A 25373-nucleotide genomic window follows, 5' to 3' on the forward strand; every position below is an offset into this window, starting at 1 on the left:
CCCTCTCTACGCTGCGCGTAAAGAGGGGATTTGATGTTTTCTTATTTTTCCTACCCTCTTTATCCGAAGGATAGAGAGGGTGGTCCAGCGTAGCGTAGACCGGGTGAGTCGATTATCCGGCTTGCTATTCGGCAGTTTTTTAATTCATAGCTTCTATCAGATTATCGTCTTTTTTAGCTGGTCAATCCTTTACTTTACCACCTCAATAAAATTTTATACAAAAAATTTGCTAAATCGATTTTATTGCTTTAATTAGCTAAATCAATTTAGCGTAAAAATCATTCATCGCTTAGCCAATTATAAATGAGAAAAATCTACTATAGCTTTTTGCTGCTGTGTGCCTTTGTTTTGCCTTGCAGCGCGCAAACCGTTCAGCCCTTTAAGCAGGGCGATAGGGTGGTATTTACCGGGAACAGCATTACCGATGGGGGGCATTACCACTCGTACATCTGGTTGTATTACATTACCCATTTCCCCAACAGGCGTATCACGGTTTACAATGCCGGGATAGGTGGCGATGTTTCGTGGCAGATATTGGAACGTTTGGATGGTGATGTATTTGCACACCAGCCTACTGTGGTTACGCTAACCTTCGGGATGAATGACACCGGTTATCAAAACCTGAAAGGCGCAAAAGCGGATTCTACCTATGCCGCGAAAATTGCGGAATCATTGAAAAGTTTCAGGCTGATAGAAGATAAGCTGAAGCAACATCCCGAGGTGAGGAAAGTGATGATAGGATCATCGCCTTATGATGAAAAATCAAAGATCAAAATAACGCCATTGATGGGTAAAAACACGGCTATGTTGCAAATTGCTGCCGATCAGCAAAGCACGGCGGCACGCAACCACTGGGAGTTTTTGGATCTCAACCGGCCTATGGTTGCTATTAATGCGAAACAACAACAAACCGATTCAACCTTTACTTTACAGGGAAGCGACCGTATCCACCCAACAAATGATGGGCAAATGGTAATGGCCTACCTGTTTTTAAAAGCGCAGGGCCTTGCCGGTAAAAAGGTGGCCGATGTAATTATTAATGTGGGAAACAAAAAGGTAGAAACCGCTGAAAACTGCACAGTAACAACGCCATTTATAGGTAGTGAGCATATAAAATTCAATTATCTTGCTAATTCTCTTCCCTATCCGTTGGATACCATTCCCGGTGGATTCGGTCAACCAGCCAAAGCTCAATCGCTGGCTTTGAAGGTAATTCCTTTTACTGATGAGTTTAACCAGGAGCTTTTACAGGTTAAAGGTTTAGCAAGCGGAAAGCAATATCAGCTTAGAATAGATGGCCAGCTGATGGGGGTATGGGAGGCTGATGATTACGACAAAGGCATCAACCTCGCCTTGATCAATAATACGCCACAATATCAACAGGCATTAGCCATTATGCACCTCAATGAAGAACGCTGGACGATTGAGCGTAGGTTGAGGGAATATTACTGGATGCACTACTCGATCTTGAAACCTAAAGGTTTGTTGTTTAATGATGGTCCGCATACCATCGATTCATTACAGCGCTACGCCAAAAAGGACTTTTTTGTGGCTGTAACCGTGCCTACCTATCAAAAAGCAAGGTTTAAAAGTGTGCGCGATGCCTGGCAAAAAGAGATCGAGCTGCTCACCAACGAGATCTATCGCATCAACAAACCGGTTAACCATCTCATTGAAATAATACCCGCCCCATAACCTTATGAAACTCAAAACTATTTTGATGAGCGCCGCGCTTATCGGTTGTATATCTGCCCGTTCATCGGCGCAAACTGCCTGGTATATTGATGGTTATCACGGCGGAGTTTGGGGGCATTATCCTGACTGGAACACCCGTTTCATGGCCGATATGCTTAAAAAGAACCCTGACTGGAAGATCAACATCGAACTGGAACCCGAAACCTGGGACAGGGCACAGGTTGTTGATCCCGCAGCATATGCCGACTTTAAAGCCCTGTTTGCAGATCAAAGCCTGAACGGCCGTATCGAATACGTAAACCCGGCCTATGCCCAAAGCTATAATTACAATATCTCGGGCGAGAGCATCATTCATCAGTTTAGCTATGGCATTAAAAAGATCAGGGCGCATTTTCCAGGAGCGGTGTTTACATCTTATTCATCCGAAGAACCCTGTTTTACAAGCGCTTTGCCACAGATATTAACTTCATTTGGTTTTAAGTACGCCTCGCTCAAAAACCCCAATACCTGCTTTGGTGGCTACACCCGCGCGCATGGCGGAGGGTTGGTTAACTGGATAGGTCCGGATGGTACGGGGATCATTACCTCGCCAAGGTATGCCGTTGAAAAGCTTTCAGACAAATCAACCTGGCAAACCATAGCCTGGGATAATGGCGCAAATTATATTAAAGCTGCTTATGCCAATGGCGTGAAACATCCCATCGGGATGACCTTGCAGGATGCCGGATGGAAAGGCGGCCCCTTTATCGGTAAAGGTGATAAAAATGGCATCCACAGCATTTATACCACCTGGCGAAACTATTTCGCCAATGTTGCCGCCAAAGATGTTCGGCCGGATTGGAAGGTATCGCAAGAAGATATCCAGGTGAGTTTGGTTTGGGGATCACAGGTTACGCAACAACTGGCCCAACGGGTACGGGTTGCCGAAAACAAGATCATCCAAAGCCAGAAACTGGCCGCGATGGCAAAGATCTATAGTGGCAACAGCTATCCGCAGGCCGATTTTGATGCCGCCTGGCGCACGCTTTTGCTATCACAACACCATGATTGCTGGATAGTACCCTATAACGGCAAACCCGGCGATACCTGGGCCGATAAGGTAATAGGTTGGACAGGGTTCACAAATGGTAAAAGCGATAGCATCAGCATGGTTGCGGCCGGGTTGCTAAACAAGGAGCAAGGCAATTTTATCACCGTTTATAACACTTTGGGCATTGCCAGAACCGGTACGGTAAAGTTTGATCTGCCATCGGATTTTACCGCGGATAATACAGGCGTTTTTGATAGCGCAGGGAAACGGGTAAACGCTCAATTCAGTCCGGCGACCGATGCTCATAATCCTATTGTTGAATTTAAGGCAGCGGTGCCTTCAATGGGATATGCCGTTTATCAGCTTAAAAAAGTAAACGCAACTACTACAAAAGGCGCTGATATTAAAACGCTTGCTGATGGTAACTATCAATTGGAAACAGATTTATACCGTGTTATTATCGATCCTCAACACGGAGGCATTATCAAAAGTATGGTCGCCAAAAGTATAGGTGATCGCGAGTTTGTAGATAAAGCTAATAAACTTGCATTTAATGAACTACGAGGAAATTTCTATAACGACGGTGGCTTTAAATCGAGCAAAGACAACCCGGTTAAAGTCGAACTTTTAGAAAATGGCCCGCTTGCTATAAAAGTAGCTTTACACGGCACTATCAACGGCAGTACTTACACACAAGTTCTTAGTCTTAAACAAGGGGAGCCACGCATCGATATCGATTTGAATATTGATTGGCAAGGCAACCCCGGAATAGGGGAGGGCATTAAACCCGGCACCTACAAATGGGAACTACCTGCTAAACCTTTTTATGATGACAGGAATAAACTGCTGGCGCTGTTCTCGCTTAACTTAAAACATCAAAAAGTTTATAAAAATGCCCCGTTCGATGTTACCGAAAGTAAGCTGAGTAACACCTTTTATAGCCGTTGGGATAGCATTAAAAACAACGTGATCCATACCTGGGTAGATGTTACCGGCGATAACGATAAATACGGTATGGCGTTGTTTACAGATCATACCACCAGTTATGCCCATGGGCAGGATTTTCCTTTAGGGCTTGATATTCAATATTCAGGGATGGGGCTATGGGGCCGCGATTATACCATTAATGGGCCAACGCAGGTGCATTATGCCTTGATTCCGCATGCAGGAAAATGGGATAAGGCGGGCATTTGGGTCGATGCTACGGAGTGGAATGAGCCATTGGTGGTTTATCCGGGAAAACCTGCGGGTAGTGTGGCCAAATCACTCATCAGCACAAATAATAACAATGTAGAAGTTACTTCAGTCGAGTTTGACGGGAACGATATGCTGGTAAGGTTGTTTAACGCGGGTGCTACAACCGATATCAAAACTTTGCTAAACTTAAATGCAGATGAAGCTCAACTGGTTGAGCTGGATGGCAGGGTTAAGCAGACGTTGCATTTTGCTAAACAAAAATCAGGGGGTAATTTATTGAATATCAATATACCAAGGTTTGGTTTCCGTACGGTGAGGTTGATTAATGCGAGAGGAATTTAGCAAAACACTTGGGCGGGAAGGCCTGTCACTCTGAGCTTGTCGAAGAGTCGCGCGCAAAGGCCCTGCCCGCCATGCTTCGACAAGCTCAGCATGACACCCATTTTTAAACACGTTTTGGATAGGAACTAAGCAATTAAGATCGTTTACACTCCTTGCTAAACCCAAATGTAAAATTTATTAAACATAATTTGCTAAAACGATTTTATGTATTTACTTTAGGCCGTAGTAACCAATTACAAATAACCACATCCTATAACATATTCAGGATCAAAATAATGACCTATACTAAACGGACCGTTTCCGCGGCCTTGCCGGGCAAAAAATATTTAGCTGTATTGTTTACCGCCGCTTTGTCGCTTGGTTCAACGTTGCTTAAAGCACAAAGCCCGGCTTCATACGTAAATCCATTTATTGGTGCCAGTACAAGTACCAAAGACGCGGGTACTTATCATGGCCTTGGCAAAACGTTTCCGGGCGCTACAACGCCTTATGGCATGGTGCAGGTTAGTCCAAATACCATTACCGGCGGCGATAACGGTTCGGGTTACAGCCATGAGCAAACCAGTATAGAAGGTTTTGCCATGACACAAATGAGCGGTATTGGCTGGTATGGCGACCTTGGTAATTTTTTGGTGATGCCTACCGCCGGTAAACTTTACACCATAGCCGGTAAAATGGATGGCTCGGTGAAAGGTTACCGTAGCAATTACAATAAAAAATCAGAGAAAGCATCCGCAGGCTATTACAGCGCTTTGCTTACAGATTATAATATCAAGGCCGAAATGACTGCCGCCCCGCACAGCGGCATGCTGCGCTTTACTTTCCCTCAGCAAAAAGAGTCACGTATCCAGATTGACCTCGCCCGTAGGGTAGGGGGGACCTCGACCTTGCAATATGTAAAAGTAGTTGATGCAAATACTATTGAAGGCTGGATGAAATGCACCCCAGATGGCGGTGGCTGGGGCAACGGCGATGGCAAGGCCGATTATACCGTTTATTTTTACGCCCAATTCAGCAAACCGCTGAAAGATTTCGGCGTTTGGACGGCGGATATCCCCGACGACTGGAAACGCAAACTGGACGAAGTGACCAGCGATAAATACCTCGAAAGGGTTGCCCAATCAACCATCCTGAAAGGTGTTAAAGAAAAACAGGGCAAGCATTTAGGTTTTTACACCCAGTTTGATACCAAAGCGAACGAGCAGGTACTGCTTAAAACAGGCATCTCTTTCGTAAGTATCGCGGGAGCAAAAAATAACCTCAACACCGAGATCAAAGACTGGAATTTTGACGGCGTACATCAAAAAGCAGTAGCCCTTTGGAACAACGCTTTAGCCAAGGCAAGTGTACAAGGCGGCACTACCGAAGAAAAAACGGTGTTCTATACAGCATTGTATCACACCATGATCGATCCACGCATTGTGAGCGATGTCGACGGACATTATATGGGTGGAGATGGTAAGGTTCATCAAACTACATCATTCCAAAAACGCACAATTTTTAGCGGTTGGGATGTTTTCCGCAGCCAGATGCCTTTGCAAACCATTATTAATCCAGCTTTGGTGAATGATATGGTAAATTCATTAGTGACATTGGCTGATGAGAAGAAAAAAGATTACCTAGAGCGCTGGGAGCTGTTAAATGCTTACAGCGGCTGTATGATCGGCAACCCGGCTGTATCGGTTATTGCCGATGCTTATGCCAAAGGTATCCGAAACTTTAATGTACCCGAGGCCTACCGCCTGTCGGTTGGCTCAGTAGAAAAATTTGGTAATGGTGATAAAGGCTTTACCGGCGGCGATTTGAGCCTTTCCTATACTTTAGAATATGCCTATACCGACTGGTGCGTTGGCCAACTGGCAAAAAGGTTAGGCAAAACCGCCGATTTTAAAAAGTATAACCAACGCGGCCAAGCCTACAAAAACGTATTCGACCCTGAAAAAGGCTGGTACCGCCCCAAAGATGATAACGGCGAATGGAAAGCCTGGCCCGATTCGGCCAAAACAAAACAGTGGTATGGCACTATTGAAAGTAACCCATATCAGCAAGGCTGGTTTGTTCCCCAGGATGTAGCCGGGATGGCTAAAATGATGGGCGGTAAAGAGAAAACTATTGCCGATCTGAACAATTTTTTCGAAAAAGCGCCAGATAACATGATGTGGAACGATTACTATAACCACGCCAACGAGCCGGTTCACCACGTTCCGTTTTTATACAACAGGCTGGGCGCGCCATGGCTAACCCAAAAATGGACAAGAGAGATCTGCCGTCGCGCTTATCATAATTCAGTTGAAGGTTTGGTGGGTAATGAGGATGTAGGGCAAATGTCGGCCTGGTATGTATTGGCTGCCAGTGGTTTGCACCCGGTTTGTCCTGGAGATACGAGGCAGGAAATTACCGGTCCGGTGTTTAATAAAGTGATTTTGAGGCTTGATCCTAAATACGCTAAAGGTAAAACGTTTACTATTACAGCGGTTAATAACTCGGCGAGTAATATGTATATCCAAAGCGCTAAGCTGAATGGAAAGGCGTATAATAAATGCTATCTGGATTACAAGGATATAGCAGCAGGCGGTAGTCTGGAGCTTACTATGGGTGATAAGCCTAATAAGAGCTGGGGGATTTAAAAGAGGATAACAAAAAACAAAACCCGTCATTGCGAGTAAATAAAAGCCGAGGCCTCTGAAGGATTGTATGACATCAGGCGGGTCGGCCTGTCACCCTGAGCTTGTCGAAGGGTCGCGCGCAGAGGCCCGCCCACCATGCTTCGACAAGCTCAGCATGACACCCATTTTTAAACATGTCATGGATAGGTACGAAGCAATCGCGCAGAAGCCGAGCCGCTATGCAGATCTGCTCTGTATAGTTCGCGATTGCTTCGTACCTTATAATTACATGGTTAGGAAAACCTAAAAAGATAAGATTATAAACCCAAATTGCTAAAACGATTTATAAGATAATGAAAAAATTATACTTAATACTCCTGGCAGCTTGCGCAACTCTATCAGCCAGCGCCCAAAAAATAGCCCCCTTTAAAGCAGGCGACAGGATAGCCTTTGTAGGCAACAGTATTACCGACGGCGGTCACTACCACTCGTACATCTGGCTGTACTACATGACGCATCTGCCCAATACCCGCATTACCTGCTATAACGTAGGGATAGGCGGCGATGCTATTAACCAGATCTATGATAGGTTTGATGATGATGTATTCTCAAAAAAGCCTAACGTGCTTACCCTAACCTGGGGCATGAACGATAGCGGTTATTTTGAATGGTACCGCGCCGATGCCAAAGATGTAATGGCCAAAAAGCTGGAAAATAGCTATAAATATTACGCTTTGGTAGAAGAAAAGCTGAAGCAACGCGCCGATATCCGTAAGATATACATCTTAGGTTCACCTTATGATGACGCATCAAAGTTCAACAACAAAAACTTATATCCCGGCAAACGCGCCTTTTTTTCAAACCTGATCGATTTTCAGGAGCAGGCTGCTAAAAAGAACGGTTACGGCTATGTAGATTTCTTTCACCCGATGACTGCGATCAATCAGCGTGAACAAGCTAAAGATTCAACCTACAGCTTAACCCCTAATGATAGGATCCATCCTGATAATGATGGTCACCTGGTGATGGCTTATCTGTTTCTTAAAACTCAAGGATTGGATAACCAACCGGTTGCCGAAATAGGGGTGAACGCGCAAAGTAAAGCGGTATCTAAATCGGTTAACTGTCGCGTTAGCAATGTTGTAGCCAATGCCGATTCGGTGGGTTTTAATTATTTGGCAAATTCATTGCCTTATCCTTTGGATACCATTCCACGTGCATGGGGTAACCGGAAACCGCAGTCGGATGCTTTGAAGGTGATCCCTTTTACTAAGGAGTTTAACCAGGAAATTTTATCTGTTAAAGGTTTGAAAGGCAGTGATTATGATGTTCTGATAGATGGCGAACAGATAGGCCGCTGGTCGGCTAAGGAACTGGCTGACGGCGTAAATATGGCCGAGATCACTACTACACCGCAGTACCAGCAGGCCATCCAGATCCGCGAGCTGAATGAGGAGCGTTGGGAGATAGAACGTCGTTTCAGAAACTATAATTGGATCCAGTTCGATTTTTTGAAGGAGAAAGGCCTGCTACACAAGGATAATAATGCGGCTATGGATAGTGTGAAAAAGTATTCGCGCACCAATCCATTTGTTAATGGCAACAAAGACAACTACAGCCGTGCACGTTACAAAAGCCTGCGCGATGCCTGGCAAAAAGAAATGGATGTGCTGATAGATGAGATCTACGCCATCAACAAACCTAAAAATCACCGTATTACCGTTATCGCCGCCAAATAACCTATACCGAATTTGTTTAAGCTATGAGCATCTTAAAAAAACTACTTTTTGTAACTGTTGTATTTTTTGCCGCCGCGGTAAAGGTTAACGCGGCTACTGTTGATACTGTGCTTACACACAGCGCGGCCATGCGCAAGGATATCAAAGCAGTAGTTATCAAACCAGCCGACTATTCGGCCACAAAAAAATATCCCGTTTTATACCTGCTGCACGGTTTCAGCGGCAACTACAGCGATTGGATCCTGAAAGTACCCTCTATCACCAAACTGGCCGATCAATACCACGTGATCATAGCCTGTGCCGATGGCAATTTTGCAGGCTGGTATTACGATAGCCCCATGAACAAGGATTGGCAGTACGAAACCTATGTAGGTACCGAGCTGGTTAGCTATATGGATAAACACTATTCTACCATAGCCAACAGAACGGGGCGGGCCATTACCGGCCTTAGCATGGGCGGTCATGGCGCCATGTATATCGGTTTTAAGCACCAGGATACTTTTGGCGCTGTGGGCAGCATGAGTGGGGTGGTAGATGTCAGGCCTTTTGCGGATGCTTTTGGTATTGAGCAGGTACTGGGCAAATACAGCGAACATCCCGAAACCTGGGAAAAGAACAGCGTGATCAATATGATATACCTGTTAAAGCCTAATTCCCTGGCTATTACGTTTGATTGTGGTTATGATGATTTCACGTTCCCGGTTAACACGGCTTTTCATGATCAGTTGCTTATGCGCAAAATTCCGCACGATTTTACTATCCGTCCGGGTTCGCATAACTGGGAATACTGGAGTAATTCGATCGTTTACCAGATGTTGTTTTTCAGCCGGTTCTTTGCTAACGCTAAGTAGGGGATAGTGTTTTTAACTATTCCTTACTTCACTTGTAATATAAAGCCCTGTTCTTAAATACTTTTTCAATTTTTATGCTGATTTGATGCAAGAAAAATAAATTTTGAAAAAGTATTAAAAAATTTTGCTAAATCGTTTTTATAATTTAGATTAGCAGTCAGATTCAATATCTGTTATAAACCAATTAATACAAACACAGTTTTTCAAAGTAAATCAGCGAGTGATTACCCTCTTTTTGCTAAATCGATTTTAAGATTTTTTAAAAAGTGACCTACTGTGTAAACAATGCTATTGTAATTAAACCTATAATATGAGAAAACTTTACTTTCAAAATGTTTCTTTTTGGGTATGCGGGTTGCTGATGCTGGGTGTGGCTTCCTGTAAAAAAGGAGGTTTCCTGGGCGCAACCTCCACAACCGACCTTACCCAAACTACGGTATTTAAGGATAGTGCCCGTACCGCCGGTTTCCTGGCAAACATTTACTCAAACATCAATTACAGCGCAAGTCCAACGCGTTTCGTTTACGATCCGCTGGGTAAGGCTGTGATATGTGGTGGTTTGGAGGCTGCCTGTGACGAGTCGGAACCTTCGCACGCATTTTCAACAACGGCCTCGGCATTCGCAACCGGTACTATTAACGCCGGTATTGTTGAAGACGGGCCTTACAAAACCTGTTACTACAACATCCGCTCGGTTAACCAGTTTCTGAAAAACCTGCCGGTTACACCCATTAAAGCATCAAACAAAGCTTTAATGATAGCCGAAGCCCGTTTTTTACGCGCATGGTATTACGCCATTTTGCTTAAACACTACGGCGGTGTGCCATTGGTTGGCGATACTTTGCTTACAAACGAAACGCCCATCAACGTAAAACGCAGCACTTATGCCGATTGCGTAAATTACATTACCTCGGAACTGGACGCTGCCGGAGCAGTGCTACCGGTAACACAAACAGGTGCCGATTATGGCCGCGCATCCAGAGGTGCTTGTTTAGCATTGAAAGCTCGGGTGCTTTTATACGCTGCAAGTCCGCTGTTTAATGGTACTACCTTAGTTGCCGAGGCGGGTGGCCAGGCAGACCCTTCGTTGGTAGGTTATCCAATGGCTGATGCCAACCGCTGGAAGCTGGCTAAAGACGCTGCCGCTTCAGTTATCAGCCTAAACGCATATTCTTTAAATACCGTTCCGCCATCAGGTGTGGATGCTTCAACGCCGGGCGCTGGCTTTCAAGGCCTGTTTCCGCAGCGTGTGAACACAGAATATATTTTTCAATTTATGAGGCCGGGTAACTCCGATCTGGAAAACCTTTTCCTGCCGCCAACCAGGAACGGAGCAAACGGTGCTTTTCCATACCAGGGTATGGTTGATGCTTTCCCAATGGCCAATGGTAAATTGATCACCGACCCAACATCAGGCTATGATCCTAATAACCCTTATGCCAACCGCGATCCCCGTTTAAACTACACCATCATTCATGATCAGTCAATTTTGCTGGTACGTTTAGGTAACGGTACTGTAGATGGCAAAGGCCCGGTTAATATTTTTATTGGCAGCTACAACGGCAGTGTTACCGGCCAGGATGCCGTACACCAGGGTACACTTACCGGTTACTACCGCAATAAAATGCTTGATCCGGGTGCCACTTCTTCAACACTTCAATACAACTCATCACGAGTGTTGCCGCTTATCCGCTATGCCGAAATACTGTTAAACTACGCGGAAGCAGCCAACGAATTTGATGGCCCTACTAATGAGGTATATACCTTCATGAATATGATCAGGCAGCGTGCCGGTCTTAGCCCATCCGCACTACCTGCCGGTTTAAGCAAAGATGAGATGCGCAAATACATCCAAAACGAAAGACGTATTGAGCTGGCTTATGAGGAGCACCGCTTTTGGGATGTTAGGCGCTGGAAAATTGCCGCTGAAACCGAAAACGTGCAAACACAGGGCATGGAGGTTAGGCGTACCAATACCACCGCGACTTTCACCAAGTTTAACGTTACCAAGCACAACTTCAGACCGGCAATGTACTTATGGCCTTTCCCGCTTAGCGAAACTGGTAAATCGCCTACACTGGTACAAAATCCCGGCTATTAATCACAAGTCATTTTACTCAGGATAATATGAAAAGAATTTTTAAACAGAAACAGCATCTGCTGCTGTTAGCGCTCATTGCCTTGATCTGGACATCGTGCAAGGTAGATAAGGTGCTGCCCGTAAACGAATCGGTTAAAGATATTTCGGGCAATTGGAAAGTGTTAAAAGCCAGTCGCAACGGTACCGATCTTACAACTCTTGTTGATTTCACGCAGTTTAGGGTAAAGTTTGATGCCACCGGCAAATACACCTTAATAAACCCGCTGCCATTTGTAGTGAACCAGGATGGTAATTACAAGCTGGATGATCCTAATTACCCCTTTAAAATAGCATTTACGCCACAAGGTGGCCAGGCTGTAGGGATAGTGTTCAACTACCCCATAGTAGGTGGGGCAAGGCAACTTAACCTTACGTTCAGCCCCGGCTGCAGCCTCAACTCCTACACTTACACCTTAGTGAAAGAATAACAGATAAATACTTAAAAGCATATAAATGAGAACACGTTTACATATTAAGGGAAAATACTTGTGGAGCTCGTGCGCGCTTATTTTAGTGGCATTGGTATTTAGCTTTTGCCACACTAAAATAACCGGGGTTACCGGTCCGCCTACGGCCACAGTTGGCCAAACCATCAACATTGGTGTTGACGTAGATGTCTCTACCAATTATTTTGGCAGCGATACTTACAGCGGGAATGTGATCATTGCTGTGTTGTTGCCTAAAGGATGGAAGGGACGTGAAAACATGACAGCTACCTATACCAGCGGTAAAGGAAACGGAAACATGGTTTTTACCCCGGCCAGTGCTATTGCGCCAAACACCAACGGTTTAACCTGGGCTGTCGCGCTTAAAAATAAGTTTCAAATTGCTGGTAACCTTATTGATGATATGGAGTGGGTGGTTATGCAAACCGATCAGCCGCTTAAATGGCAAAACGGCGATAAATTTGTTGGTAATTGCGCCATCAAATTGAAGGTAGCTGCTGATGGTAACGCCACCAGTTTCAAACCGGCTTACGTAGTTGCACAAACGCTTGATGGCTTAAAAGACGATCCAGGTGTGGCCGATGGTGCTCCATGGGGGCCTGACGCGGTTTACCATAACCTGTACAAAGGCGATTGCTTTACTGTAACGGGCGGCGATGGTGATTTTGTTGATTTTTGTAACCCGCAACTTACCAGCATCGATCCTCCAAAATCATTGGATAACGATTTTATCACCCTTACTTACAACAATACCATTACCAATACCGGTTTAGATAACCCACAAGCGGTGTATCTGTGTGCTACCGCCACCACCAGCGATGGTAAAACCTTAACGGTTTGCGAGCAAACGGATAAAACCAAGCTAACCCAAACCGGTGCTAAAACAGGGTTGTATAAACTTACATTTTGGCCGCACCAGTTTTTTGGCGCCACGGCCTCGCAAACCATTGTAAGCATGAGCTACTACATCACCAACCAGGCTGGTACTATTAAGGTTGGGTACGGTGGAACATCCGATCCGTTTACTTTTAAGTTCAGGTGTACTTAATATAGCTATACAATTATAAATACCTAAAATACAGGTTTTTGTATTCGTTTTCTGCTGATTGAAAAACGGATACCCGGGCCCTTATTACGTTTATTCTGTTAACAACTTAAATCTGATTTTATGATTTATTGCTACTCAAAGAAATATCTGGCGGGAATTATCCTGATGCTATCGCTGATGGCTAAGGTAAGCCCTGCCGCCGCTCAGGATACCACAGCGGTAAAAAAGCCCGCCCGTGTGGGCTGGATCAGCGGCGTGGTGCTTGACGAATACAGCCAGCCCCTGCCAGGGGTAACCGTTACCGTTAAAGGTAAAACAGGCGGTGTTACATCCGAGATGGATGGTAAGTTTGCTGTTGATGCCGCGCCGGGTTCATTGCTGGTTTTCACTTATCCCAATCACCTGATCAAAGAAGTGACCGTAAATGCCGGTAAAGACATTGTGGTGAAACTGGAGGATTCATACCTCAAGATCCCTCAAAAAATTGATGTGCTATACGGCACTGCCAACAGGAACAATGTTTTAGGTTCGATATCGAGCATTTATACCAACCAGTTAACTACCACGCCTGCATCGTTATACGTATATGCTTTGCCTGGTCAGTTAGCAGGTTTATACACGCAACAGTACAGTGGTTTCACTGCCTTTAACCTAACCCCGCTATCATCAGGTTCGGTTATAGGGCAAACACTGGTAAATACTACATCAAACAATAATACCAGTTCAGATAACTCGGAGTTTGCTATTTCGGTAAGGGGGCAATCGCCAATTACTGTGATAGATGGTGTGCAACGCGAAATTTCATCGCTCGATCCGGAAAGTATCGAATCGATCTCAGTATTAAAAGATGGTTTATCTACCATTTTATTGGGTATGAACAGCTCAAAACCTGTTGTGTTGGTTACCACCAAACGCGGAGAAATAGGCAAGCCGCGCATCACTTTTACTGCTGCAACCGGGATCCAGAAATCATTAGGCCTGCCTAAACCATTACCGGCTTATGAGTATGCCTTTTTGCTAAATGAAAACCTTTTATCGGATGGAAAGAACGCCCTCTACAACGGCGACGACTTTGCGGCCTTTAAAAATCATACCGACCCATACCGCCACCCGGATGTGAACTGGTTCAAAACCATTTTGAACGATCATGCGCCGATGAGCACTTACAAGCTGAACATCAACGGCGGTACCAATGTGGCCCGTTACTCGGTTTCGTTAGGTTACTTTAACCAGGGCGGTATTTTTAAAACTGCCGATGAGGTGCCTTACAATACCAATACCAACCTGAGCCGTTACATCATCAACTCGGATGTGGGTGTGCAGGTAACCAAAAACCTGAACGTTGATCTGCAATTGTTTGGCCGGATCCAAACTACTACCGAGCCAGGTTCAAGCTATAGCAATATCCTGTCAGATCTGTTCAATACACCAAACTTTGCTTACCCTGTACGCAACCCTGATGGCTCATTCGGTGGTAACTCGGTTTATAAAAACAACCTGTTGGCAGCGGCACAATACTCGGGTTATACCCAAAACAATGCCGATGATATCTTGGCCAACCTCGATCTTAATTACAACCTGAGCGGTATAACCAAGGGCTTAAGCGCTAAACTGAAAGGTAACTTATCATACCAATCAATTACCGCACTTAACCGCAGCTTAGGCAATGCCGTTTACAGTTTTAATGCCGATAGTACTTACAGCGTATTTGGAGGTGCTACTGCTCAAAATAATAGCTTCGCTACGGTTTATACGTCAAGGCAATCATACGGTCAGCTTGCTTTAAACTACGACAGACAGTTTGGCAAACACAGTGTAAGCGCTACTTTGATGTATGATACCAAATCGCTGGTAACCAATTATGACCTTGCCGAGGTTGTGACCAACCTTGCCGCCAAAGCATCATATAATTACGATGGTAAATACTTTATTGAGGCAGCAGTAACCCGCAGCGGCGACAACCGCTACATGCCCGGTCATCAATGGGGTAACTTTTATGCCGGTGGTCTTGGCTGGCAAATGGGTAATGAATCGTTCATTAAAGATAATTTCTCTTGGATAAACTCATGGAAATGGCGCGGTACTTATGCCCGTACAGGCAACGGTAATATCGGTTCGCAGGCGCAGCTTTATTACTCGTACCTGCAAACTTATGGAACCAACGCAGCGGCACAAGGCAGGTTTTTCCCGGTAGGTACTAATTATACCACCAGTTACTATTGGTTTGATAACACGCTGGCCAACCCATACATTACCTGGGAGAGTGCCGATAAGATCGACGTAGGTACAGACATCAGCATGTTTAACAACCATGTAATGTTAACTGCCGATTATTATCACGATAAATACTTTAACCAGTTAGGCACACGCGGTAATACTATTGCCTTATTAGGGATCCCATACACGTTAGAAAATATCAGGAAAAACCTGTACCAGGGTGGTGAGTTGTCTTTAACCTATAAAAACAACATCAGCAACTTCAACTACTTTGTTACCGGTAACATCAACCTGCAAAAATCAAAAATACTATACATGGATGAGTTGGCAACACCTTACTCATGGAACAGGCGTACCGGCTTACCGGTAAACGGTACATTTTACGGTTACACTGCACTCGGCTTTTACCAGAACGCGCAGGATGCTGCTACAGCCCCGCATATTGCAGGTTATACCCCGCAACCGGGCGATATCAAATATAAAGACCTTAACGGCGATGGCGTGATCGATCAGTTCGACCAATCAACCATCGGTGGTACCAAGCCGCTTATCTTCTACGGATTAAACTTCGGTTTCAACTACAAAGGCTTCAGCTTTAGTGTGATTTTGCAAGGTGTTAAAAACAGGCAGATCAACAGCCAGAACCCTGCGGTTGACCACTTTGGTATCGATGGTTTATTCGCTTCAACCACCAACCAGGTTTACGAAAACGCAACCGGTCGCTGGACGCCTGAAACTGCCAATACAGCAACGTTGCCTCGTTTAGCCCAAACGGCTTTCACCAATAACTCGGCCTTCTCAACCTTCTGGCTTAAATCAGGCGATTACTTCCGCGTGAAAAATGCCGAGGTAGGATACACGCTGCCTTACAGCCTTACCCACAAGCTTCGGCTATCAGGTTTAAGGGTGTTTGTGAACGGCGAGAACCTGGCTACCGTAGCCGGATTTAAAGGACTTGATCCGGAAGTGATGCCTTATAACTATCCTATCCAAAGGGTGATTAACGCGGGTGTTAGTGTAAAACTTTAACGGGGGATTATTAAAGATGAAGACAATGAAAAATCAGATAAACAAGATGTTATTGATGACGATTGCCGGTGCCGCCCTTTTTTGCGGATGCCGTAAATCTGAAACATTTCCGGTTGATAAAGTTACCAGCTACTTTGTTTTTAACCCACTTGATTCGGCCGGGGAGTCAGCTCACGGCTACCTATACCAGATCTACGCCATCGCAAAAAACGGGCACAATCGTGTAGCCGGTGATTACCTGGATGCTGCTTCGGACGATGCGGTATCATCAAAATCGGGTACTGTGCAGGTTAAACAGATAGCAACCAACGCGGTTAACTCGTTCAATTTCCCGTCAAGCGAAAATTTCTGGGAAGAGCAAAATGCCACCGGTATCCCGAGCAATAGCGGTACACCATCATCATACTGGGCAGGTATCCGCGCGGCAAATACTTTTATTACCAATATTGGTGTAGTGCCGGTAAAAGGTAAATCGCCATCGGGTGTGCCTATGCGCTATGTATGGCAAAGCGAAGCCAGGTTTTTAAGGGCCTATTTTTACTTCGAATTAGTGAAACGCTATGGCGGTGTGCCACTACTGGGCGATAAGGTTTTCACCTTGAATGATAATGTAGCGCTGCCCCGCAGTTCATTTGGCGATTGTATCAAATACATTGTGGGCGAATGTGATGCCATTAAAGATAGTCTGCTAACGTATCCGCTGATAACGCCCGATGCCGATAACTACAGGCCAACTAAAGGTGCTGCTATGGCCTTAAAAGCAAAGGCTTTGCTTTATGCAGCAAGTCCGCTGTTTAATGGCGGTAACATCGATGCTTCAAATCCGCTTTCAGGTTATACCGATTTCCAGGCCGACAGGTGGACAGCCGCCGCTAACGCCGCGCAGGATGTAATGAACCTGAATACTTACAAACTGGATAACAATTACAGGGACGTATTTTTAACGCAAAATAACAGCGAACTTATTTGGATCCGTCCGGGATCTATCGCCACCAGTGTAGAATCAACTAACGGCCCGGTAGGCTTCGCGGTAGGCGGAACAGGCAATACCAGCCCAACACAGGAACTGGTTGATTCGTACCCGATGATCAACGGTTTGCCTATTACTGATCCGGCTTCGGGCTATAATAGCACTGATCCGTACGCTACTTTCACCACTCCAAAACGCGACCCTCGTTTAGATGCCAATATTTTTTACAATGGCTCGATGTGGTTAAACAGCACCGTACAAACTTATGAGGGTGGCCAAAGCAAACCTAATAGCAACATACAGCAAACGCTTACAGGTTTCTACATGCATAAGTTTATGGGCCTGTCTGAAAACAGCACAACGCTGGTGCAACACCCTACAGATTGGGTAGCCTTCCGCTATGCCGAGGTATTATTAGGTTTTGCGGAAGCCCGTAACGAGGTAGAGAGCAGTCCGCAGGCCGATGTGTACAAACAGTTGTATGATATCAGGGCAAGGGCGGGCATTGAAGCCGGAGCAGGCAGTAACTACGGTTTGAAAGCAGGCATGACCAAAGAAGAAATGCGTGCCGTGATCCAAAACGAATGGCGTATAGAGTTCGCCTTTGAAGAGCACCGCTTTTTTGATATCAGGCGTTGGAAAATTGCCGAAACGGTTATGAACCAGCCGCGTACCGGTGTATCTATCGTAAAAACAAGCTCTAATTTAACCTTTAATCCTATAACGGTTTTAAACACCGCCTTTGTTAAGAAGCAGTACCTGTACCCAATTCCTTACAACGAAGTGGCTAAAAACCCAAATATGAAACAAAATCCGGGTTGGTAATAACCTATACTTTAACTAATTAAACAAACAGTTATGAGAAAAATAATACTTTTCCTTCTTGTTATCATTACCATGCTCCCGGTTTTAGTTTATGGGCAAAGCAGGGTTATAACAGGTACGGTACGTGACGCCGGTGGTATTTTACCAGGCGCTACAGTTACCGAAAAAGGAGTTGCCGGCAGCGGGGCTATTACCGATAGTAAAGGTAAATTCAGGTTGGTGCTTAAAGGCTCATCAAATATATTGATAGTGAAATTTGTGGGTTATTCCACACAGGAAGTACATATTGGCAGTAAAACTGATATGGATGTTACGCTGGCCTCCAACAACCAGGGCCTGGACGAGATTGTGGTGGTTGGTTACGGTAAAACTACGCGTATCACCAGTACTGGTTCGGTAAGTACCGTTTCAGCAGCCGATATCCGTACAGTGCCTACAGCCAACGTACAAAACGCGCTGGCAGGTAAATTGCCGGGCTTCTTTTCGCAACAATCATCTGGTCAGCCGGGTAAAGATGCTTCCGACTTTTTTATCCGTGGTAAAAGCTCATTGAATGCCGATGGTAACAAACCGCTGATCATTGTTGATGATATCGAATACACTTATGATCAGTTACAACAGATCAACGTAAACGAGATCGAGACCATCTCTATCCTTAAAGACGCTTCAACTACAGCTATTTACGGTATTAAAGGTGCTAACGGCGTATTGGTGGTAACTACCCGCCGTGGTAAAGCAGGCAAGCCGCAGGTAAACCTGCGCAGCGAAACCGGTTTACAATCACCTACCCGGACGCCTAAATTCCTCGATTCGTATAATTCGGCTTTGTTAATTAACCAGGCACAGGCTAATGATGGCATTCCTCAAGAGTTTACCCAACAAGATCTTGATCTGTTTAAAAACGGCAGCGACCCATACGGACACCCTAATGTGGATTGGTATAACAAGATCTTTTCAAAATTTACCAGCCAGGTAAATACCAACCTTGATATTTCGGGAGGTACCGAGCAGCTGAAATATTTTATCTCTGGCGGTGCGCTTATTCAGAATGGTTTGCTTCGCGATTTTCCAGATCCGCGCGGACAGGTAAATAACGGCTATAACTTTAACCGTTATAACTTCCGTTCAAACCTCGATTTGAAGGCCAATAAAACCCTTACCATGCGTTTGGATATCACCACCCGTTTTTCAAACCTGAACTCGCCTAATGAGAGTGCGGCAAGTGCCTTGTCTGAGATCTATGATTTCACCAAACAAACACCGTTCACAGCGCCGTTCATGAATCCCGACGGAAGTTATGCTTACGCTTACTCAAGGTTTAACACCGCGCATTTGCCAACTTTAAACGCACGTATAGCAACAGGCGGTTATCAAAACTCAAAACGTACAGATTATAACGTGTTGTTCAACATCACCCAAAACCTATCGTCAATAACCGATGGCTTATCGTTAACCGGCCGTATCGCCTACGCCAGCACCGAAGAGTTTACAAGGGGCACAGGTAACTATGACCAGATCCCTTCGTACCATTACGATCCGGTTACCAATACTACTACCAAAAACCCTTCAGGCGGTTATGTTTTCCCGAGCCAGTATTATTCGGGTAATATCAACATTTACACCACCAACGTAAACAGCCAGGTTTTTGCCAATTACGATAGGTCGTTCCATAAAAACCATATTACCGGTTTGGTATTGTTTAATCAAACAGCGCAAACTTACAGCGCCAACGATTTCTTAGATTCGAGGTTGGTAGGTGTTCCTGCCAAGTTCAGGGGCATCTCTATCAAAGGCGGGTACGATTATGCAGGTAAATACCTCGTTGATATTAATGCCGCTTACAATGGTACCGACAGGTTTGCTGCAAACCACCGTTTTGGTTGGTTCCCGGCAATTGGTGTTGGTTACAACATCAGCAAAGAGAAATTCTTCCAGGATGCGCTACCGTTTTTTGGCTTAGCTAAAATAAGGGGATCGTACGGTTTGGTAGGTTCGGATGTGGCCCCGGGTAACAAGTATATCTATGCTCAAAACTACATACAGGGTGGGGGCTATAACTTCGGTGCATCTTCTACGCCTATCAACACTTATTACGAAGGTGCTTTGCCAAATGCCAGCGTAGTTTGGGAAAAGCAGCGCGAAATGGATATTGGTTTGGATTTAAACATGCTGAAGGATAATAGCCTTTCGTTAACGATAGATTATTTCCATAACATCCGTTACGATCAGTTGATTACCCCTAACAATATCCCCGAGATATTAGGCGTTGATTTGCCTGCCATCAACCTCGGCCGTACACGAAACCAGGGTATTGACGGCCAGATAGGTTACCACAGTAACATCGGCAATGTGCAGTTTGGTACTAACCTGGTGTTCTCGTATGCTAAAAACAAGATCTTGTTTATGAGCGAGGCCGCACCGGCATATCCGCGATTGGCACGTACCGGTCAGCCGATAGGGCAGCCGTTTGGTTATGAGAGCTTAGGGTTTTACACCGCGGCCGATGTAGCAGCAATTAATGCCTACGTAGCCCAGCATGGCAGTAATAAGGATAACAAACAAATAGGTATCCCATCAAACGGATTACCTGTTCATGCAGGCGATTTAAAATATAAAGATTTTAACCAGGATGGCTTTATCGATGTGTTTGACCAAACAGCTATAGGCAACCCTAACCTGCCAAACACTACCTTGGGTTTAAACCTGCAGGCAAGTTATAAAGGGTTTAGCGTTAGCGTATTGTTCCAGGGATCGTTCAATTACAGCTTTATTGTAACCGGTACCGGTATCGAGCCGTTCCAAAGCCAGTTCCAGCCCATCCATCAGCAGGCCTGGACGCCGGAGAACGCCGCGAACGCGCAATATCCACGTTTAACAACAATAGGCTCGTCGGTTAACAGTCCAACGTATTATCCGTCAAACTATTGGTTGATCAACGCCAAGTATGTGCGTTTAAAAACTGTGGATATTGGTTACCAATTTCCAACCAAAATGTTGCCATGGCACCTGAACAACGCACGTATTTACATGAGTGCGTACAACCTGTTTACCTGGAATAACTATAATAAATACCAGCAGGATCCCGAGATCACCAGTAATACCGCGGGTGATGCATACATTAACCAGCGTGTAGTAAACGTAGGTTTACAATTAGGATTTTAGTAATTTTAACCAAAGCATCCCGGTGTTTGGCCGGGATGCTTTTACTAAAAACCGGATTATGTTTCCAACGCTCTCCAGCCTTTTCGAATACTTTTTCCAGATCCGGATCCCCGTTCCCATTCCAACTTTCGGCTTTTTTGTAGCGTTGGCTTTTTTATTTCCCTATTACGTTTTCAAATCTGAATTTAAGCGTAAGGAGGCTGATGGATTGATCCAAGCTTTTAACGAAACGGAAGTAGTTGGCGCGCCTGCCTCATGGCTCGAGCTTTTGATAAATGGTTTGTTAGGCTTTTTATTCGGGTTTAAAGTGATAGGTGCTTTTATCGAATATACAAAATTTGCGACAGATCCGACCGGGTTTATTTTTTCGAAAGAGGGGAGCTTAGTAGCAGGTATAACCGGTTTGATAGTATTCGCCGGTTGGATCTATCTCGACAGAAAAAAAACTCAATTACCTAAGCCGGTTGTAGAAACCAGATTGGTGCATCCTTACCAACTCAATACCTACCTGGTATTTATGCTGGCCTTTTTCGGTTTCATCGGTGCCAAGCTATTCAATACAATAGAGCACTGGCAGGAGTTTATGTACCAACCTGTAAAAGTGCTATTCGCCTCAAACGGTTTTTCATTTTATGGTGGATTGATCTTCGGCGCGTTAACTTACCTGTACATCTGCCATAAAAAAGGCATGAAGCTGGTTCATCTGGCTGATATCGGTTCGCCGGGAATGATGCTGGCCTATGGCGTTGGGCGCATAGGTTGCCAGTTATCCGGCGATGGCGATTGGGGGATAGTTAATCATCACCCTAAACCGGGCTTTATACCCCAATGGATGTGGGCATTTAACTATCCGCACAATGCCATTAACGCGGGTATATCCATACCTGGTTGTAATGATTTTTATTGCAGTCAATTAGCACATGGGGTTTATCCAACACCATTTTATGAGGCTGCTATTTGTTTGTTATTTTTTATGCTGATGTGGGTTTTCAGAAGAAAGATCACTATCCCCGGATTTATGTTTTTCTTATACCTGGTACTTAACGGAGGCGAGCGTTTTTTGATCGAGATGATCCGTGTTAACCCCCGATATAATATTTTAGGAATGATGTTTACGCAAGCCAGCTTAATCGGTTTATTGATGCTGTTAGGTGGGATAACAGGGTTTGTATTTATTATCATAAACCGCAAAAACAACTTGCAAAGGCGGGGTTCGGTTGCGTAAATTACAACGCCCAATTAATAAACTAAAACAATGAAAAAGTTTGCAGTGATCACTTTAATGTACTGCATTGTTGCTAATCTGCAAAGCAATGCCCAAACCAACCAAAAACCGGTTAACCTCACCGATCTTAACTTTACGGTTGAAGCCGCGCCCGACTGGAACAACTTTTTAAAGCGCGATAATGGCTGGTTTGGCGGCGACGGTATTTATACCATCCCCCTAAATGGCATAGAAAATAAACAAGCCAAACCCAACGATCCGATCCTGTTTATTTTTAGCGATAGCATGATAGGCAAGATTGAAAACGGTACAATGGCCGATGGCTATAAAATGATCCACAACTCGGTGGCGCTATTAAAGGGAAATAAACCGGTAGAACAGAATATGCGATACAGCTGGGATACCGATAAAAAAGATGCTGCTGAATCGACTTTTATCCCTCACACTCCACAAACAGATAGTACCGATTACTACTGGCTGGGAGATGGTTTTGTAAACCAGGAATTGGGCAATACGGTTTACATCTTCGGCTACCGGGTGCGTAATGTAAGCAGCGGCGCGTTTGGGTTTAAAGAAGTTGGGAATACCCTAATAAAAATCCCGACTGGCGCACAACCACCATACCATGACTTGCAACAAATGGATACACCATTTTATCTCACGGATAAAAATGGCGATATAGGGTCGTTTGGAGCAGGCATTTATGTAAACACGAAAAAAGCAGGAGCACCAGCACCCGATGGTTACGTTTATGTTTACGGTGTACGCGGGATTGGCAAAAACGTAATGGTAGCCCGTGTTTTACCCAAAGATTTTGAACAATTTGATAAGTGGACTTTTTATGATGGTGCAAACTGGGTAAAAGATATGGGTAAGGTAGCTGATGTTACCGATAACGTATCTAACGAGCTTAGTCTCACCGCCCTGCCCGATGGCCGGTACGCCATGATCTTCCAGGTAGGAGGGATGAGTACCAATGTGGGGATGCGGATAGGTGCTACACCTTATGGCCCCTTTGGTCCGGTTATTAAAGTTTGGGATTGCAAACCGGATTTGGAAGAGAAAACCTTTTTGGTGTATAATGCTAAAGCCCACCCAAGTCTTTCGGCTCCGGGCGAATTGTTGATCAGTTATAATATCAATTCGCTGGAGTTTATTGCTGATTTGAAGAAGCATCCTAATTTGTATAGGCCGAGGTTTATTAGGTTGAAGATTAAGAAGTAAATAGACGCGCAAAGTTTTTGATTTGGATAGTTGAGATTTTTAGGCACGCAAAGGCGCGAAGACGCAAAGGTTTTAAGGTTAAATAGTTTTAGATTTTTAGTACGCAAAGAGGGTAAGGCGCAAAGGGTTTTAAGGGTGAATAGTTCGAGATTTTAGGCACGCAAAGGCGCGAAGACGCAAAGGTTTTTAAGGGTGAATAGTTTTAGATTTTTAAGTACGCAAAGAGGCTAAGGCGCAAAGGTTTTTAAGGGTGAATAGTTCGAGATTTTAGGCACGCAAAGGCGCTAAGACGCAAAGGTTTTTAAGGGTGAATAGTTTTAGATTTTTAGGCACGCAAAGGCGCGAAGGCGCAAAGGTTTTAAGGGTGAACAGTTTTAGATTATTAAGTACGCAAAGAGGCTAAGGCGCAGAGGGCTTTAAGGGTGAATAGTTTGGTATTTTAAGAATGTAAGGGCGGTAAGCAGGAAAGGTTTCTTACGTCTGATTTCTTGCATCTTGTCTCTTGCTATCCTGAATCTTTTTCGCAGCTCCGTCAGTAGGAAGCTTCGGGTGAAAGCGGGCAGAACGATGGTGGCCTTGAGTGAGGGAAGGGGGCATAGCTACTTTTTGCAGAAGGGAGGGGAGGGTGCGAACGCAGTAGGGCAAAATTTAGCAGCCCGTGGTTCTGCCCGGTTTGCAGGGCGAAGGCAAGCGGGGGGATAGCGCACAGGCCAGCGGGCAACGAAGCCTCCTGGTGACTTGACTTTTTGGGTACTTTTGTGTCAAAGACAAAAGTACCTGGCCCCGCCCGGCCAAGAGGGCGACGATGTAAGTAAAATAGTATCAAGGCTTTTGTGGAATCGAAAAAACAAAGCATGCCCCCGCAACAAAATAATTACCCCATCAACATTTGCAAATTAACAATAAACAATTATCTTCGCTAAATCAATTTAGCTAACCTATTTAAATGAAAAAGTTCTTACTGTTTGCAGGCATTATTATGCTGTGCAGTTTTCAACCTAAAAAGCCAACAAAAGTGGTGTTTTTCGGCGATTCGATCACCGAGTACGCCGTACAGCCAGCCGGTTTCATCACCCTCATCCAGCAACGTTTAAAAGCCGAGCATAAAGACAGCGATTACGAAGTTGCCGGAGCAGGCATCGGTGGCAATAAAATTTACGATCTGTACTTACGCTACGAAGATGATGTGCTAACCAAAAATCCCGACCAGGTAGTGATTTGGGTAGGGGTGAACGATGTTTGGCATAAACGCATGTTCGGCACTGGTACCGATTGGGATAAATTCGGCAAATTCTATACCGCGCTTATCAAAAAACTTCAGGCCAAAAACATCAAAGTAACCATCTGCACCCCGGCCAGCGTAGGAGAGAAAACCGACTACAGCAACGAACTGGATGGCGACCTGAACCGCTACTCCAATATCATCCGCGATCTGGCTAAACAAAATAACTGCGACCTCGTTGATTTCCGCACCTTATGCCACGATTACAACCTTAAAAATAACCCAACTAACAAAGGCGATGGCATTCTAACTAAAGACGGTGTACACCTCAATGACCAGGGCAACCAGTTTGTTGCCGATATTTTCTACAAAACCTTATTTAAATAAAATAAGGTTTTTAAATGA

At 44.8% G+C, this 25373-nt stretch carries 14 protein-coding genes; all 14 read left to right on the top strand.

Annotated features, from left to right (window positions below; translation table 11 throughout):
* Positions 1–303: 303 nt before the first annotated feature.
* The 14 genes from AAFN85_RS22695 (at position 304) to AAFN85_RS22760 (ending at position 25355) form a co-directional block, all read left to right on the top strand.
* Positions 304–1695: an SGNH/GDSL hydrolase family protein gene (locus tag AAFN85_RS22695; protein ID WP_347529962.1), complete on the top strand. Its 1392-nt coding sequence runs from the start codon at positions 304–306 to the stop codon at positions 1693–1695.
* Positions 1696–1699: 4 nt separating this feature from the next.
* Positions 1700–4264, top strand: a complete 2565-nt coding sequence (locus tag AAFN85_RS22700; RefSeq protein WP_347529963.1) for a glycoside hydrolase family 38 C-terminal domain-containing protein — start codon at positions 1700–1702, stop codon at positions 4262–4264.
* 275 nt (positions 4265–4539) lie between these two features.
* Entirely contained in the window at positions 4540–6891 is a 2352-nt protein-coding gene (locus AAFN85_RS22705) for a GH92 family glycosyl hydrolase (RefSeq protein WP_347529964.1), read from the top strand.
* Positions 6892–7223: 332 nt separating this feature from the next.
* On the top strand, positions 7224–8609 hold the full coding sequence (locus AAFN85_RS22710; protein ID WP_347529965.1) for an SGNH/GDSL hydrolase family protein: 1386 nt from the start codon (positions 7224–7226) through the stop codon (positions 8607–8609).
* Positions 8610–8632: 23 nt separating this feature from the next.
* Entirely contained in the window at positions 8633–9460 is an 828-nt protein-coding gene (locus AAFN85_RS22715; RefSeq protein ID WP_347529966.1) for an alpha/beta hydrolase family protein, read from the top strand.
* Between the two features lie 310 nt (positions 9461–9770).
* The gene (locus tag AAFN85_RS22720; RefSeq protein ID WP_347529967.1) at positions 9771–11561 is read left to right on the top strand and encodes a RagB/SusD family nutrient uptake outer membrane protein; all 1791 of its coding nucleotides are present in this window, start codon (positions 9771–9773) and stop codon (positions 11559–11561) included.
* Between the two features lie 26 nt (positions 11562–11587).
* Positions 11588–12028 (top strand): DUF5004 domain-containing protein, encoded by a 441-nt coding sequence (locus AAFN85_RS22725; RefSeq protein ID WP_347529969.1) that lies wholly within the window; start codon positions 11588–11590, stop codon positions 12026–12028.
* A 25-nt stretch (positions 12029–12053) separates the two neighbouring features.
* On the top strand, positions 12054–13094 hold the full coding sequence (locus tag AAFN85_RS22730) for a DUF4961 domain-containing protein (RefSeq protein ID WP_347529971.1): 1041 nt from the start codon (positions 12054–12056) through the stop codon (positions 13092–13094).
* Positions 13095–13214: 120 nt separating this feature from the next.
* On the top strand, positions 13215–16340 hold the full coding sequence (locus tag AAFN85_RS22735) for a SusC/RagA family TonB-linked outer membrane protein (RefSeq protein ID WP_347529972.1): 3126 nt from the start codon (positions 13215–13217) through the stop codon (positions 16338–16340).
* A gap of 25 nt (positions 16341–16365) precedes the next feature.
* On the top strand, positions 16366–18135 hold the full coding sequence (locus AAFN85_RS22740) for a RagB/SusD family nutrient uptake outer membrane protein (RefSeq protein WP_347529973.1): 1770 nt from the start codon (positions 16366–16368) through the stop codon (positions 18133–18135).
* Between the two features lie 33 nt (positions 18136–18168).
* Complete coding sequence (locus AAFN85_RS22745) at positions 18169–21297, top strand: TonB-dependent receptor (protein ID WP_347529974.1); 3129 nt, start codon at positions 18169–18171, stop codon at positions 21295–21297.
* A gap of 58 nt (positions 21298–21355) precedes the next feature.
* On the top strand, positions 21356–22522 hold the full coding sequence (locus AAFN85_RS22750; protein ID WP_347529975.1) for a prolipoprotein diacylglyceryl transferase family protein: 1167 nt from the start codon (positions 21356–21358) through the stop codon (positions 22520–22522).
* A 30-nt stretch (positions 22523–22552) separates the two neighbouring features.
* Positions 22553–23746: a DUF4185 domain-containing protein gene (locus AAFN85_RS22755; protein WP_347529976.1), complete on the top strand. Its 1194-nt coding sequence runs from the start codon at positions 22553–22555 to the stop codon at positions 23744–23746.
* 946 nt (positions 23747–24692) lie between these two features.
* Positions 24693–25355 carry an SGNH/GDSL hydrolase family protein gene (locus AAFN85_RS22760; RefSeq protein ID WP_347529977.1) on the top strand — a complete coding sequence of 221 codons (663 nt, stop codon included), beginning with the start codon at positions 24693–24695 and terminating at the stop codon, positions 25353–25355.
* Positions 25356–25373: the final 18 nt, after the last annotated feature.

The organism is Mucilaginibacter sp. CAU 1740 (genome assembly GCF_039839285.1).
Lineage (GTDB): Bacteria > Bacteroidota > Bacteroidia > Sphingobacteriales > Sphingobacteriaceae > Mucilaginibacter.